18 protein-coding genes and 1 tRNA gene are annotated in these 14,318 nt (G+C 71.4%); 10 read left to right on the forward strand and 9 right to left on the reverse strand.

The window, feature by feature from the left end; translation table 11 throughout:
- Positions 1-79: 79 nt before the first annotated feature.
- The 4 genes from AC0VYL_RS18140 to AC0VYL_RS18155 form a co-directional block, all read right to left on the reverse strand.
- Positions 80-1,168, reverse strand: coding sequence for an NAD(P)-binding domain-containing protein (locus AC0VYL_RS18140; protein WP_475480966.1), 1,089 nt, complete (start codon positions 1,166-1,168; stop codon positions 80-82).
- Positions 1,169-1,275: 107 nt separating this feature from the next.
- Complete coding sequence (locus AC0VYL_RS18145) at positions 1,276-1,692, reverse strand: arsenate reductase ArsC (RefSeq protein WP_475480967.1); 417 nt, start codon at positions 1,690-1,692, stop codon at positions 1,276-1,278.
- Complete coding sequence (gene arsB / locus AC0VYL_RS18150; RefSeq protein WP_475480968.1) at positions 1,685-2,788, reverse strand: ACR3 family arsenite efflux transporter; 1,104 nt, start codon at positions 2,786-2,788, stop codon at positions 1,685-1,687. Before arsB ends, AC0VYL_RS18145 begins: the two co-directional genes overlap by 8 nt.
- A complete protein-coding gene (locus AC0VYL_RS18155) occupies positions 2,785-3,162 on the reverse strand; it encodes an ArsR/SmtB family transcription factor (RefSeq protein ID WP_475454336.1) in 378 nt (125 codons plus the stop codon). Before AC0VYL_RS18155 ends, arsB begins: the two co-directional genes overlap by 4 nt.
- An 86-nt stretch (positions 3,163-3,248) precedes the next feature.
- Between AC0VYL_RS18155 and AC0VYL_RS18160 the strand changes: the two genes are divergently transcribed.
- The 4 genes from AC0VYL_RS18160 to AC0VYL_RS18175 all read left to right on the forward strand — a co-directional run bounded on the left by AC0VYL_RS18160 (position 3,249) and on the right by AC0VYL_RS18175 (position 5,592).
- A complete protein-coding gene (locus AC0VYL_RS18160) occupies positions 3,249-3,686 on the forward strand; it encodes an ArsI/CadI family heavy metal resistance metalloenzyme (protein WP_475454338.1) in 438 nt (145 codons plus the stop codon).
- Positions 3,687-3,808: 122 nt separating this feature from the next.
- On the forward strand, positions 3,809-4,831 hold the full coding sequence (locus tag AC0VYL_RS18165; RefSeq protein ID WP_475480969.1) for a zinc-dependent alcohol dehydrogenase family protein: 1,023 nt from the start codon (positions 3,809-3,811) through the stop codon (positions 4,829-4,831).
- Positions 4,832-4,882: 51 nt separating this feature from the next.
- Entirely contained in the window at positions 4,883-5,380 is a 498-nt protein-coding gene (locus AC0VYL_RS18170; protein WP_475480970.1) for a DUF2975 domain-containing protein, read from the forward strand.
- On the forward strand, positions 5,380-5,592 hold the full coding sequence (locus AC0VYL_RS18175; protein ID WP_475454343.1) for a helix-turn-helix domain-containing protein: 213 nt from the start codon (positions 5,380-5,382) through the stop codon (positions 5,590-5,592). The genes AC0VYL_RS18170 and AC0VYL_RS18175 overlap by 1 nt, the downstream gene beginning before the upstream one ends.
- On the opposite strand, the gene AC0VYL_RS18180 is transcribed toward AC0VYL_RS18175, so the two are convergent.
- Complete coding sequence (locus AC0VYL_RS18180) at positions 5,593-6,000, reverse strand: RidA family protein (RefSeq protein WP_049567886.1); 408 nt, start codon at positions 5,998-6,000, stop codon at positions 5,593-5,595.
- A gap of 325 nt (positions 6,001-6,325) precedes the next feature.
- On the opposite strand from AC0VYL_RS18180, the gene AC0VYL_RS18185 reads away from it, so the two are divergent.
- Positions 6,326-6,472: a hypothetical protein gene (locus tag AC0VYL_RS18185; protein WP_475480971.1), complete on the forward strand. Its 147-nt coding sequence runs from the start codon at positions 6,326-6,328 to the stop codon at positions 6,470-6,472.
- Positions 6,473-6,545: 73 nt separating this feature from the next.
- Here the strand turns inward: AC0VYL_RS18185 and AC0VYL_RS18190 are convergent, their stop codons facing one another.
- Positions 6,546-7,145: a TetR/AcrR family transcriptional regulator gene (locus tag AC0VYL_RS18190; protein WP_475480972.1), complete on the reverse strand. Its 600-nt coding sequence runs from the start codon at positions 7,143-7,145 to the stop codon at positions 6,546-6,548.
- 75 nt (positions 7,146-7,220) lie between these two features.
- Between AC0VYL_RS18190 and AC0VYL_RS18195 the strand changes: the two genes are divergently transcribed.
- A complete protein-coding gene (locus AC0VYL_RS18195; RefSeq protein ID WP_475480973.1) occupies positions 7,221-8,654 on the forward strand; it encodes an MFS transporter in 1,434 nt (477 codons plus the stop codon).
- A gap of 88 nt (positions 8,655-8,742) precedes the next feature.
- On the opposite strand, the gene AC0VYL_RS18200 is transcribed toward AC0VYL_RS18195, so the two are convergent.
- Positions 8,743-8,816 (reverse strand) — tRNA-Pro (locus tag AC0VYL_RS18200).
- A 244-nt stretch (positions 8,817-9,060) separates the two neighbouring features.
- Here AC0VYL_RS18200 and AC0VYL_RS18205 point away from each other — a divergent pair.
- Positions 9,061-9,999, forward strand: a complete 939-nt coding sequence (locus tag AC0VYL_RS18205; RefSeq protein WP_475480974.1) for a helix-turn-helix domain-containing protein — start codon at positions 9,061-9,063, stop codon at positions 9,997-9,999.
- Entirely contained in the window at positions 9,996-10,541 is a 546-nt protein-coding gene (locus AC0VYL_RS18210) for a dihydrofolate reductase family protein (RefSeq protein WP_475480975.1), read from the forward strand. The genes AC0VYL_RS18205 and AC0VYL_RS18210 overlap by 4 nt, the downstream gene beginning before the upstream one ends.
- A gap of 33 nt (positions 10,542-10,574) precedes the next feature.
- Here the strand turns inward: AC0VYL_RS18210 and AC0VYL_RS18215 are convergent, their stop codons facing one another.
- Positions 10,575-11,069: a 2-thiouracil desulfurase family protein gene (locus AC0VYL_RS18215; protein WP_475454355.1), complete on the reverse strand. Its 495-nt coding sequence runs from the start codon at positions 11,067-11,069 to the stop codon at positions 10,575-10,577.
- 98 nt (positions 11,070-11,167) lie between these two features.
- Between AC0VYL_RS18215 and AC0VYL_RS18220 the strand changes: the two genes are divergently transcribed.
- Entirely contained in the window at positions 11,168-12,616 is a 1,449-nt protein-coding gene (locus AC0VYL_RS18220) for an MFS transporter (RefSeq protein WP_475454357.1), read from the forward strand.
- Positions 12,617-12,679: 63 nt separating this feature from the next.
- Here AC0VYL_RS18220 and AC0VYL_RS18225 read toward each other — a convergent pair whose 3' ends face one another.
- Positions 12,680-12,973 carry an AbrB/MazE/SpoVT family DNA-binding domain-containing protein gene (locus AC0VYL_RS18225; protein WP_475454359.1) on the reverse strand — a complete coding sequence of 98 codons (294 nt, stop codon included), beginning with the start codon at positions 12,971-12,973 and terminating at the stop codon, positions 12,680-12,682.
- 134 nt (positions 12,974-13,107) lie between these two features.
- Between AC0VYL_RS18225 and AC0VYL_RS18230 the strand changes: the two genes are divergently transcribed.
- Positions 13,108-14,286, forward strand: coding sequence for a DUF418 domain-containing protein (locus tag AC0VYL_RS18230; RefSeq protein WP_475454361.1), 1,179 nt, complete (start codon positions 13,108-13,110; stop codon positions 14,284-14,286).
- Positions 14,287-14,318 lie beyond the last annotated feature (32 nt).

Below are 14,318 nucleotides of genomic sequence, written 5' to 3' on the forward strand. Positions count from 1 at the left end.
CATCAACTGGGTCCGGAACCGACACTAACTCCCGGACCGCCCGCCGGACCGGTTGTCCACAGGCCCTTTCGCAGCCTCCTCAGGAGTCGTCGCGCAGCTCCGCCACGACCCGGCGGGCGATGGCGCGCCCGGCCCGGTTCGCCCCGATCGTGCTGGCCTGCGGGCCGAACCCGGCGAGGAACAGGCGCGGCTCGTGGACGGCGCGGCCGTTCTCGACCCGCACCCCTCCCCCGGGTTCGCGCAGACGCAGGGGTGCCAGGTGGGTGAGTTCGGAGCGGAACCCGGTGGCCCAGACGATGGCGTCCACGGGCTCGAAGGTGCCGTCGGGCCAGCGGACCCCGTCGGGCTCGATCGCGGTGAACATGGGCCGGGACACGAGGAGCCCCCGGTCCCGCGCGGCGAGGTTCCCGGGTGTGGCGGGCAGGCCGGTGCCGCTGATGATGCTGGGCAGGGGCAGCCCCGATCGGGCCGCCTCGTCCGCCCTCCGCACCGCACGGACCCCGCCCTCGGGGTCGTCGACGAACTCGACCGGTCGGCGGGTGGCCCAGACCGTGCTCGCGGCGACCCCCTCCAGTTCACGCAGGAACCCCACCGCCGAGGTGCCGCCGCCCACCACCAGGACCCGCGCCCCGGCGAAGTCCTCGGCCGCCCGGTACCCGGGCGTGGAGACCTGCACGCCTCGGAAGTCCGCGGCCCCGGCGAAGTAGGGACGGAAGGGCCGTGCCCAGGTGCCGCTGGCGTTGACCACCACACGCCCCGCGACGTCACCCTTGTCCGTGGTGACCAGGAGGCCGGTTCCGTCCTCGCGCACCGAGGTGACCCGGACCGGCCGCGCCACGTCCAGCCCGAACCACCGCTCGTAGCGTTCGTAGTAGTCGCGCACCACGTCCCGCGCGGGGCGGGAGGCGTCGGCGGTGGCGAAGCTCAGGCCCATCTCGCGCATCCCGGGCAGGTCGTCGACCTTGTGCGCGTCGTCCAGCCGCAGCGACTCCCAGCGAAACTGCCACGCCCCGCCGGCGTCGGGTCCGCGGTCCAGGACCACGAACCCCGTCCCGAGTTCGAGCCCGAGCCTGCGCAGGTGCCAGGCGACCGAGAGCCCGGCCTGGCCCGCACCGATGACCACCACGTCCGCCGCACCGGGCGGCGTCGCGCCCCGAACACCCTCCACGACCGCTCCTCACGTTCGTCCGCCAACAGCCGGGAACAACCGCGCGCCCCGGTTCATGCCGGGGCGCGCGGTGGGGACGTCAGTGGCGTGCGCCACCCTCGCCGGGGTCAGCCGGGGAACAGCTCCTCCAGCAGGTCCTCGACGAGTCTCCGGATCCTGTCCCGGATCGGCCGCACCGCCTCCACACCCCGCCCCGCCGGGTCGGGCAGGTCCCAGTCCAGGTAGCGCCTACCGGGGAAGAACGGGCAGGCGTCGCCGCAACCCATCGTGATCACCACGTCCGAGGCGCGGACCGCGTCCTCGGTGAGGACCTTCGGGGTGTTCGCGGCGATGTCGACGCCGACCTCCGCCATGGCTTCCACCACCACCGGGTTGACCTGCTCGGCGGGAACGGAACCGGCCGAGAGCACCCGTACCCGTCCGGCGCCCAGGCGGTCCAGGAACGCCGCCGCCATCTGGGACCGTCCCGCGTTGTGCACGCAGACGAACAGCACCCGCGGGATCTCGTCCGTCGACTCAGCCACCGTCGTCCCCCTTCGCCTCGGCGGGGAGTTCTCCCGGGAACCAGCGTCGCGCGGCCAGGGCCACGTACACGAGGGCGATGAGCACCGGCACCTCGATCAACGGGCCGACCACTCCGGCCAGAGCCTGACCCGAGGTGGCGCCGAAGGAGGCGATGGCCACCGCGATCGCCAACTCGAAGTTGTTGCCCGCCGCCGTGAAGGCGAGCGTGACCGAACGCGGGTACGCCATGCCCAGGGCCCGTCCCAGGGCGAGCGTGCCCGCCCACATGACCACGAAGTAGACCAGCAGCGGCAGCGCGATGCGCGCCACGTCCCAGGGCCGCGAGGTGATCGCCTCTCCCTGGAGGGCGAAGAGCATCACGATGGTGAACAACAGCCCGTACAGGCCCCACGGCCCCAACCGGGTCAGCAGGCGGGTCTCGTACCACTCCCGTCCGCGCGCCCGCTCCCCGAGGCGCCGCGTCAGGTATCCGGCCAGGAGGGGAATCCCGAGGAAGACCAGGACGGAGACGGAGATGTCGACGAACGACACGTCGAGGGAGGCCTGTTCCAGCCCCAGCCACCCGGGCAGGACCGACAGGTAGAACCAGCCGAGCGCGCCGAACGCCACCACCTGGAACACGGAGTTGATGGCCACGAGGACGGCGGCGGCCTCGCGGTCACCGCACGCGAGGTCGTTCCAGACGATCACCATGGCGATGCACCTCGCCAGGCCCACGATGATCAGTCCGGTGCGGTACTCCGGCAGGTCCGGCAGGAACAGCCAGGCAAGGGCGAACATCAGTGCCGGGCCGACCAGCCAGTTCACCGCCAGGGAGGTGACCAGCAGCCGCCGGTCGCCGGTGACCGATCCCAACCGGTCGTAGCGGACCTTGGCCAGTGGTGGGAACAGCATCACCAGCAGCCCCAGTGCGATCGGCAGGGACACCCCGGCCACACCCGCTCCGGACAGCGCCTCGCCCAGGCCGGGCACCAGGCGGCCCAGCGCCAGACCGGCGACCATGGCCGCCAGGATCCACACCGTCAGGAAGCGGTCCAGGGACGAGAGGCGTCCGACCACGCCCGGAGCGGCGTCCTCACGCGCGGGGGCGCTCACGCGTCGGCCCCCTCGGGGAGTCCGGCCCGACTCAGGACCGAGGCCAGGCGGTCGGTCGTCGCGGGGATCAACCGGTAGTACACCCAGGTGCCGCGCCGCTCGGACGAGATGAGTCCGGCCTCACGGAGCAGTCTGAGGTGGTGGGAGATGGTCGGCTGCGAGAGGTCGAAGGCGGGCGTCAGATCGCAGACGCACACCTCGTCACCGCGTGACGTGGCGATCATCGACAACAGCCGCAGCCGCACCGGGTCACCCAGGGCCTTGAAGACCCGGGCGAGCTCGACCGACTCTCCGTCCTCCAACGGGGACTGCAACAACCTGGGACAGCAGTCGGCGCCGCCCCGGCCGGGGGCGCCCTCCTCTTGATTCGACATGCGTCTATGTTGACAAACTTCGATACAGAAGGCAAGACTGGGCGCGCCCTGCATAGACAAGTATCGATACAAACCGAGAGGACACCATGTCCCGCATCCAGCTGGCCCTCAACGTCGCCGACCTCGACGCGTCGGTGACCTTCTACTCGACCCTCTTCGGCGTCGAACCCGCCAAGCGCCGCCCCGGCTACGCCAACTTCGCCGTGGCCGAGCCCCCGCTCAAGCTGGTCCTCATCGAGGGAGAGCCCGGCCAGGAGACCCGCCTGGACCACCTGGGTGTCGAGGTGGAGGAGTCCGCGCAGGTCGACGCGGCCACCGGCCGCTTCCGGGCCTCGGGCCTGGCGACCTTCGAGGAGAACGACACCTCGTGCTGCTACGCCGTCCAGGACAAGGTGTGGGTCCACGGGCCCGGACGGGAACCGTGGGAGGTGTACGTGGTCAAGGGCGACAGCGACCAGAGGGGCGCCGCGCCCGCCACCGTCACGGGCGAGGCCTCCGCCTGCTGCGCCGCCGAACGGGAGTAGCGCCCCCGGCCCCCGCCTGGCCTGGGGGTCCCTCGTGGTACCCCCTCCAGGCGGGACTCCCTCCCTGACGTGAATCGTGGTGCTCTAGTGGGCAGAACAGAGAGTCAACGATGGGAGTGGCCATGCGAGCCGTAGTGATGCACGGACCCGGCGACATCCGGGTCGAGGAAGTCCGGGAACCGGCGATCATCGAGCCGACCGACGCCGTCATCCGGGTCACCGCCGCATGCGTCTGCGGATCGGACCTGTGGCCCTATCGAGGCGTCGAACAGCAGGACGGGCCCACCCGCATGGGCCACGAGTACATCGGCGTGGTGGAGCAGGTCGGGCCAGCGGTGCGGGACATCCGGGTGGGCGACTTCGTCGTCGGTTCGTTCGTGGCCTCCGACAACACCTGCGAGATCTGCCAGGCGGGCTTCCAATCGCGCTGCGTCCACCAGGTGATGATGGGCTCCATCGGCACCCAGGCGGACTACGCCCGCGTTCCGCTGGCCGACGGCACCCTGGTCAGGGTGCCGGGGGAACCCACTCCGGAACAGACCCGCGGCCTGCTGGCCGCCTCCGACGTACTGGGCACCGGCTGGTTCGGCGCGGTCGCGGCCGAGGCGGGACCGGGCCGCAGCGTCGCGGTGGTGGGTGACGGCGCCGTCGGCCTGTCGGCGGTCCTGGCCGCGAGCCGCCTCGGGGCGGAGCGGATCATCGCGGTGTCGCGCCACGCCGACCGCCGGGCGCTGGCCCGGCGGTTCGGCGCCACCGACATCGTGGAGGAGCGGGGCCGGGCGGGGGCCGAGAGGGTGCGGGAGCTCACCGGCGGCCTGGGGGCCCACTCGACGGTCGAGGCGGTCGGCACCCAGGAGTCCATGGAGCAGGCCATCCACTCCACGCGGCCGGGCGGGCACGTCGGCTACGTCGGAGTGGCCCACGGGGTCGAACTCGACGGCATGGACCTGTTCTTCTCCACCGTGAGCCTGCTCGGCGGCCCCGCCCCGGTGCGGCGGTTCCTGCCCGACCTGGTCGAGCTGATCATGACGGACCAGATCGACCCCGGGGCGGTCTTCGACCTCACCCTCCCGATCGAGGAGGCGGCGGAGGCGTACCGGGCCATGGACGAGCGCCGGGCCACCAAGGTGATGCTCACCCTCTGAGAGCAAGCGGGGCCTATTGACTATCGATAGCTATCTATCGATAATCGATCCATGCACCGCTACCTCACCCTCATCCTGCGCGCCGCGATCCTCGTGGCCGTCCTGGTCGGCCTCTTCGGGCAGATCGTCGTCATCCCCGGGGCCATCGCTGACGAGGCCGCCTACTTCCCGCCGTACGAGAGGATCGTCGTTCCGTACACGGTCCTGGGCATCCTCGGCGTCGCCTGCGTCCAGGTCGCGCTGGTCGCCACATGGAAGCTGCTCGGCATGCTGCGCCGCGACGCGCTCTTCGACCCCGGCGCCTTCCTGTGGGTGGACGTCATCATCGGCGCCAGCCTCGTGGCGACGCTGCTCTCCGCCGGGGTCGCGGCGCACCTGGTCGTGACCGACATGCCGTTCGCCAACGGCGCCATGGAGGCGGTCGCCGCTCTCGGCGCCGCCTCCCTGGCCACCGCCGTGGGCGCCGCGTTCGCCATGCTGGTCGTCCTGATGCGCGGCCTCCTGCGCAAGGCGACCCACCTCCAGACCGAGATGGCCGGGGTGGTCTGATGGCGATCATCGTCGACCTCGACGTCCAGCTCGCCCGGAGCGGCATGTCGGTCGGGGAGTTCGCGGAGGCCGTCGGGATCACCCCCGCCAACGTGGCCGTTCTGAAGAACGGCCGCGCCAAGGCGGTGCGGTTCACCACCCTGGACGCGATCTGCCGCGTACTGGACTGCCAGCCCGGCGACGTCCTGCGCCGGGTCCCCGACGAGGACTGATCACTCGCGCACGGCGGCCACGGCCTCGATCTCCACGAGCTGGTCGTCGTAGCCCAGGACGGTGACGCCCATGAGCGTGCTGGGCACGTCGTGCTCCCCGAAGGCGTCCCGGACCACCTCCCAGGCGGCGACCAGGTCGTCCTGGGAGGTGGAGGCGACGAGCACCCGGGTGTTGACCACGTCCGTGAGCTCGGCACCCGCCTCGGCCAGGGCGGTCCGCAGGTTGGCCACGCACACGGCCGCCTGCCCCGCGTAGTCGCCCACCGCGGCGGTGGAGCCGTCCTCGTTGAGCGGGCACGATCCGGCGGGGAAGATCAGGCGCACCCCCGACGGCACGGTCGCCGCGTAGGCGTACTCGGCGGCGTCGGAGAGGGCGGCGGAACGGATGAGGGTGACAGCACTGTTCAAGAAGGGTCTCCAATGGGAAGCGTCGAACCCCCGGAACCCTAGCGTCGGAGAGGGACGCCGACCATCGATTTTCATGTTCACCGCCCGAACCCGCGCATCCCGACTCCTTGGAACGAAGCAAGGGTGCAACCGATAGTGACGACATCGACGCGTTCGGGAGTTCCGGGATGACCACGATCACCCTCGACCACGCCACCAAGGGCCACGAGCTGTCGCACGCGCGCTCCCGGGCCACGCCGCGCGCAACGACGTCACCGCCCAGGTCCCGCCCGAGCCGCCCCACCGCCATATCTCCGAGGTCCGGCACATCGACGCCGACGGACGGGTGCACGAGACGCCGTTGTCCGTCCTGGGCGGCCTGACGGACTCGGTGAAGGGGCACACGGCCGACCTCTTCTCCCCCGGGGCCGACGCCCTGCGCGACCACGCCATGAACGCCTACGTCACCCACCTCGACGCCGCCGCCCGCTGAGGACACGCGTCCGGACTGACCCCAGAGCAGCTGGACACCCTCCACCAGAGCCACCCTCGGGTGTGCGCGCCCGTCAGGTGCCGTCGGGAGTCGGCGGCGTCTCGATGAGGGCCCGCAACGCCGGTTCGAGCACACGCTCGATCTCGGCCTGGTCGACACCGGCGATAGCTGGCACCTTCAGCAGGTACCGGGAGATGGCGACCCCGAGGGTGCAGGCGTTCAGCACGGCCGCGCGCAGTTCGGCGTCGTCGCCGCCCATCAGGTCCGCGACCGCGGCCTGGGCCGGCGCCACGACCTCGTCACGCAGGATCCGCCCCGCCAGGGGGTGTGTCAGAGAGCTGCGCAACAGGGCCTCCGAGCCCGCCCGGCGGTCGGGGTCCTCGAAGCCCGCGAACAGGTGCGACGCCGCCGCCTTCGCCAGGTCGTCGGGCGTCTCCGCGGCGCCCGGCGGATCGAAGCCCACCTTGGCGGCGGCTCCGAAGAGCTGCTCCTTGTTGCCGTAGAGCTGCATCACCAGTGCGGGATCGACGCCCGCGTCAGTGGCGATGCTCCGGATCGTCGTGCGCTCGAATCCGTGTTCGGCGAACTGCCTCCGCGCGGCCGCGAGGACCGCCGCTTCGGTGCGCTTCCGCCGTTCCGCGCGCGACAACCGCGCCGAGTCTGCCTCCGCCATGGGTTTCACTCTACACGCATTGACCGAAATGAACTTTCGCTCTACGTTCGTTGAGTGAACGAGAGGAAGACCATGATGAGTGACACAAGCCCGGCACCACGCCGGGAGAAGCGGCGCGGGTCGGAGCGGCGGCGGTGGTGGGCCCTGACGGTGCTGGCCGTCAGTCAGCTGCTGATCGTGGTCGACGCGACGATCGTGAACGTCGCGCTGGCGGCTATCCGCGACGACCTGGGGTTCGCGGCACACGACCTCCAGTGGGTGATCACCGCCTACACACTGGCATTCGGCGGACTCCTGGTGCTCGGTGGCCGCCTGGCCGACCGTTTCGGACGCCGACGGATGTTCGTCGTCGGTTCGCTGGTCTTCGCCCTCGCGTCGCTCCTGGGCGGATGGGCGGAGACGTCGGTGGTGCTGGTGGCGGCCCGCGCCGCGCAGGGTGTCGGCGCCGCAGTGATGGCTCCGGCGGCACTGGCCCTGCTGATGGCGGTCTTTCCCGTCGGTCGCGAACGAACGATGGCGCTGGGCGTGTGGGCGGGCGTGACCGCGGGGGGCACGGCGCTCGGCCTGATCCTCGGCGGCGTGCTGACACAGGCCCTCTCCTGGCCCTGGGTGTTCTGGATCAACGTCCCGGTCGCGGCCGCCGCGGTCGCGCTGGCCGTCGCCGTGCTGCCCGCCGGACGGGGCGAGCGCGGCGAGGGGATGGACGTGGCGGGCGCCGTCACCGTGACGGGCGGCCTGATCGCCCTGGTCTACGGCCTGGTCCGCTCCGCCGAGGCCGGATGGACGTCACCTGGCACACTCGGGGCGCTCGGGGCGGCGCTGGTCCTCCTCGTGGCCTTCGGCGTGCTCCAGGCGCGCGGCGCCCACCCGCTCGTGCCCCCGCGCCTGATGCGGATCCGCGGCGTCTGGGGAGCCGACGTGATCGGGCTGATCTTCGGGGTCGCCATCTACGCGCTGTTCTTCTTCCTCAGCCTCTTCCTCGCCACCGCCCTCGAGTACGGCCCCGTCAGTGTCGGCCTGGCGTTTCTGCCGATGACCGTCGCGATCGCGATCGCGGCACGGTTGGCGGGAGGACCACTGGCCGCCGTCCGACCCGACCGGCTCGCCGTCACGGGCTCGCTGCTCGTGGCCGCCGGGCTCGCGGTGCTCACCCGGGTCGGGCCCGACGCGGGCTACGCGGACACCGTCCTCCCCGGCGTCGTGCTGGCTGGGTTCGGGCTGGGCCTGGCGTTCGTACCGCTGACCACGGCGGCGGTCTCCTCCGCCGACCCCTCGGACAGCGGGGTCGCGTCGGCCCTGTTCAACGCCGGTCAGCAGCTCGGTGGGGCCATCGGTCTCGCGGTCCTCACCACGGCCAGCGCCACCAGGACGGCTCGGCTCGTGTCCGAGGGAGAGTCGGCGACGGCCGCGGCCACCGCCGGGTGGAGCCTCGGGTTCGCCATCGGCGCCGCGACCGCCCTCACCGGGGCCGTCATCGCCGCGATCACGCTCCGTCCCCCGAAGGTGTGAACGCCCACCACGACCCCCGCCTGGGAACGCCCCCCGGACATGACGAAGCCCTGGTGAGAACTTCCTGTCTCACCAGGGCTTTCCTTTGTCGGGACGGCGGGATTTGAACCCACGACCCCTTGACCCCCAGTCAAGTGCGCTACCAAACTGCGCTACGTCCCGGCCGCTGGGCGGCGCCGTCTCCGGCGTCGCCAACGGGGAAGACTCTATCGCATCTCCCGGGGGGTTCGCACCACGATGCGTGCCCCCTCGGGGCTCCGGCGGGCGGTCGGCCCAGGCGACCGCGCCGGTTCGACGAGGAGCGCTTCGCCCCGGCCGCGACGCCGCCGTCGACGCCCAGGGCGCGGGCGGACACTGCGCAAGAACGGTCAAGCGGAGACGAGGGCCCCCGGAACATACTGGTCACATGACCGAACCCACCACCGGACGGGACCGCCTGCGGGAACTGCTCGACGCGGTCCTGGACGAGGACAACACCCGGCTGAGCGAGATGGCCGGGCAGGCGCACGCCTCACCGTTCCACTTCAGCCGCCAGCTGACCCGGGACACCGGTGAGTCACCGGTGGCGCTGCGCCGGAGGGTCCTGATGGAACGGGCCGCCTGGCGGATCGGTCAGGGCTGCAGCGTCACCGACGCCGCCTTCGAGGCCGGGTACTCCTCCGTGGAGGGGTTCACCCGCGCCTTCGCACGGGCGTTCGGCCATCCTCCGAGCGCCACCACGGCGGGCAGCGGCCGCTGGCTGCCCGCACCGAACGGCGTCCACTTCCACCCACCGCTCCACCTGTGGGTGGAGGAGAACCCGAGGAACCGCCCCAGCATGGACGTGACAGCGCTCCAGACCCACCACGACGTGGACGACACCGACCGGCTGATCCGGCTCGCCGCCGATCTGCCCGAGGAGGAGTACCGCCGGGTCCGGGACACCCGGACCGTCCTGTCCTGGGACGGACCCGAGGGTTCCATCGCCGCGACCCTGGGCCACCTGGTGGGCACCAAGGAGTCGTGGCTCGCCTCCATCGCGGGCGCGGACACACCCGGACACGGCGCCGACGACCCGGAGTCACTTCGGGTCAGGCACACGGAGGCGGGGGCGCGGTGGATCGCCGCGGTCACGGACATCGGTCGGCGGGACGCCTGGGGCGACCGGCTGATCGACGCCCTGTGCGACCCGCCGGAGAGCTTCCTCCTCGGCGGGGTGGTGGCGCACGTGCTCACCTACTCCGCGTACCGCAGGCTGAACGTCCGGCACATGCTGCGCGAGGCGGGGGTGGAGGTCGACCAGGGCGACCCCCTGGAGTGGTTGCCGGAACGCTACGAATCAAGGAATCGGGGAGACACAGCATGAGGACCGTGTACGAGACCGCCACGAGTCTGGACGGGTTCATCGCCGACCAGGACAACTCTCTGGACTGGCTGTTCGCCGTGGAGGGCGCACAGGAGGGAGAGGCGATCGACGAGACCGCCGAGTTCATCAGGAACGCCGGGGCGATCGTCATGGGGGCGACCACCTACGAGTGGATCCAGGAGTACGAGGGGCACAAGCCCTGGCCGTACGAGGCGCCCACCTGGGTGCTCACCCACCGGGAGCTCCCCCGGATCGAGGGCGACCTGCGTTTCACCAGCGCAGACACCGACCAGGAGCTGCGGGACCTGCACGCCGAGATGGTGCGGGTCGCGGACGGCCGTGACGTGTGGGTGGTCGGCGGTGGACGGATCGCCGCGAACCTCGCCCGGCTGGGCCTGTTGGACGAGGTGTCGGTGTCCGTGGCCCCGGTGAGCCTGGGCGGCGGCGCGCCCCTGCTGGACGGACGGGTCCAGCTGCGCCCGCTGGAGGTCAAGCTGGTGGGGGCCTTCGCCTGTCTGCGCTACGCGGTGGTCAAGGACTGACCCGAGGGGGCCACGGGGGGTTCCCCGTGGCCCTCAGGCCTCCAGGTCGCGCAGGTGCTCGGCCGCCCGCGCGACCTGGTCCTCGTTGAAGACCGCCACCCCGTTCTCACGGAGCAGGTACGCGGTCACGCCCTCACCGGACACCCTGCGCCCCTCGAAGGCCCCGTCGTACACCTCGCGCGTCCCACACGAGGGGCTGGACTCCTTGAGCAGTGCCACCGCCACTCCGTGCGCACGCGCGAAGGACAGGGCCGCCCGCGCACCCGCGACGAAGTACTCGGTCACGTCCGCGCCCTCCGGGGTGCGGATACGGGCCCGGCCGGCGAGCACGTCGGCGGCGTCCGCGCCGGGCTCGATCTCGGCGGGCGGCCTGGGGACCGGGAGTCCCCCGGCGACCTCCGGGCAGTGCACGACCAGGCGCCCCTCCTCCCGCCAGCGGGTGACCGTGTCGTCCCCCACCGGTTTGGCCCTACCGTCGTAACGGACCCTGCGCCCCATCAGACAGGCGCTGACCAGCACTTTGCGCATGGTGCCACGCTACCGTCGGCCGACAGGTACGCCTCCCACGCTTTCACCACCCCAAGTGTTTATCTATGTACTTCAGGTGATTTCACCGAGGGGGAGACGTGAGCGAACAACCGGCCCAGCCGACCCTGAAGACGGAGCGCGGGACCACCCGCAAGGCCGTCGTCGCGGCCGCGATCGGCAACGCGACCGAGTGGTACGACTTCGGTGTCTACAGCTACCTCGCCGTGACGATCGGCCTGGTCTTCTACCCGTCGCAGTCCGGCGGGGTACAGCTCATCGCCACCTTCACCACCTTCGCGGCGGCCTTCCTCGTCCGTCCGCTCGGCGGCGTGTTCTTCGGCCCGCTCGGCGACCGGATCGGCCGCAAGCGCGTCCTGGCCGCCACCATGCTGCTCATGGCGGTCAGCACCTTCTCGATCGGCCTCATCCCGTCCGCCGCGACCATCGGCATCGCCGCGCCGATCCTGCTCCTGCTCGCCCGTATGCTCCAGGGCTTCTCCACGGGCGGTGAGTACGGCGGCGCCACGACGTTCATCGCGGAGTACGCCCCCGACAAGCGACGGGGGTTCCTCTCGTCGTGGCTGGAGTTCGGCACCGTCAGCGGCTACGTGGGCGGCGCGGCCATCGTCACCGTGATGACCCTGCTGCTGGGCCCCGACACCATGCAGGCCTGGGGATGGCGCATCCCGTTCCTGCTCGCGCTGCCGCTGGGCGCCATCGGTCTCTACCTGCGGGTGAAGCTGGAGGAGACCCCGGTCTACAACGAGAACACCGACGGTTTCGCCAAGGACGAGGAGGGCGAGCGCCGCAAGGGCCAGCTCAAGGAGACGATCGTGGGCCAGTGGCACGCCATCGTGCTCTGCATCGGCCTGGTCATGGTGTTCAACGTCAACAACTACATGGTCACCGCGTACATGCCCACGTACCTGGAGGCGGTGCTGGGGTACGGTTCGACCCTGGCCCTGGTGGTGACCCTGGGCGCCATGGTGTTCATGCTGGCCAGCGTGACCCTGTTCGGATTCATGAGCGACCGGGTGGGCCGCAAGCCGGTCCTGATGTCCGGGTGCGTCTTCGGGCTCGTGCTGTCCCTGCCCGCCTTCTGGCTCCTGCAACAGGGCAACGCGTGGACGGCGGCCCTGGGTGTGCTGGTCCTGGCCGTCACCCTGGTGCACTTCTCCGGCGCGGGCCCCGCATCGCTCCCGGCTTTCTTTCCGACCAAGGTCCGCTACGGCGCCCTGGCCATCAGCTTCAACGTCTCGGTGGCGCTGTTCGGCGGTACCACCCCGCTGATCTCCGAGTCGCTGGTGCAGGCCACGGGGAACCCGTACTCCCCCGCCTGGCTGGTGATGGGGGCCAGCGTCATCGGTCTGGTCGTGGTGTGGCGGATGAAGGAGAGCGCGGGGAAGCCGCTGCCCGGCGCCCCGGCCATCCCGGTGCCCGAACCCGGCCCGGGTTCCTCCGGGCACCTGCCCTACCCGAGGCGGAGCGGCGAGTCCGGTTCGGGCATCCGGGGCAGCAACGTCCGCCGTCTGCCGACGGACACCTGAGCGGACTGTCCGCGCACACGACGGAGGGGGCGTTCCGTACGGAACGCCCCCTCCGTCGTGTGTCTAGGAGTCTGAACCGGAACCGGCCGCGGCGTCCCCGTCGTCGTCCACCTGGTCCTGGATCGCGGACATCAGGAGGGAGGAGGCCTCCAGGTTGCCCATGAGCCGGTCGACCGTCATGAGGGCCAGACCCTGCTGGGGGTCGCCCAGGACGAGGAGCTTGTCCCCGGGGGAGATCCCGAGGTCGCGGCGGGCCTTAGCGGGCAGCGAGATCTGGCCGCGTTCGCTGACCGTCACCGCACCGTAGAAACCCCGGCCGCCGGGCCCGTAGGGCGCGCCGTCCGCCTTTTCGGCCACCTGGCCACCACCTTCTGCGCACGTTTCACACAGCGTATCAAGCGGATCATGCACGCCCCGACGATGACACCTTGACATGTTCTGCATGATTTACATGTACTAACATGTATGTCATACCCGACTGAGGAGGAGCCGTGACCCCAACCGCGTCGCGAGCGCTCGCCCCCGACCTGGCCAGGGGCACCATGCTGCTGGCCATCGCCTTCGCCCACGCCCCGCTGTTCGTCCTCGCCGTCGACCACGGACCGGCGCTGGCCAACGGACTCTCGCTCGCCTTCCACGACCTGTTCGTCAACAACACCGCCCGCCCCATGTTCGCCTTCCTCTTCGGCTACGCCCTCGTGCAGACGCTGAACCAGAGGACCGGGCGCGGTGACGAGCCCGCCGACGTCCGCGCCATGCTGCGCCGCCGGGGCCTGTGGCTGATGGTCTTCGGCCTGGTCCACCTGCTGCTGGTGCCCATCGACATCCTGGCCGCCTACGGCCTCGCGTCACTGCTGCTCGTGGGCCTGCTCAGGGCGCGTGACCGCACCCTGCTGCGGCTCGGCGCCCTCAGCCTGCTCCCCGGCACACTGCTTTCCGCAGTACCGATGCTCCTCGCCCTGGGGCGAGGGGTGACCACCTTCGATGTGGGGACGCTGGCCACTCCCGTCGGAGCCGACCTCGCCGCCCAATACGTCCAGCGGCTGCCCGCCGCGCCGTTCGGGCTCGTGGTCGGAACGGTCCTGGTGGTCCCCGGTGTGATCGCGGGGATGTGGGCGGCCCGACGCGGGCTGCTGGACGACCCCGGGAGCCACCGCGCGTTCCTGGTCCGGGCCGTGGTGGTGACCACGGCGGTCTCCGCCCTGGGGGCCCTGCCGTCGATCCTCGCCCAGACCGGGCTGTGGACACCCGCCTCGACGGCCTCGGTGTGGGGTACCGCGCTCCTCCAGCCGCTCACCGGCTACTTCGGTGGCTTCGGCCTGGTCGGGGCCATCGCGCTGGTGTCCCTCCGGGCCGCCCGCTCCCAGGGACCGGTCACCACCGCCGTGGCCGCCCTGGGACAGCGCTCGATGACCTTCTACCTGGTCCAGAGCGTGGTGTTCGTGGCGGTCTTCTCACCGGTCGCCCTCGGCCTCCAGGACCGCACGGGGCTCGCCGCGTCCCTGGGCGTGGCCGCCCTGACCTGGCTGGTGTCGTTGGTCGCCGCCGACCTCATGCGCCGCCGGGGCCATCGGGGCCCGGCGGAGCGGCTGCTCCGCCGCCTGGTCGGCCCGGTCCGCCCCGGGGCCGTCTCCGAGCCGGACCGGCGGGACCCGTCCCCCGCCCCATAGGCACGCACGATGAGGGGGCGTTCCGTACGGAA

It is taken from the genome of Nocardiopsis sp. iso_238, assembly GCF_056173325.1.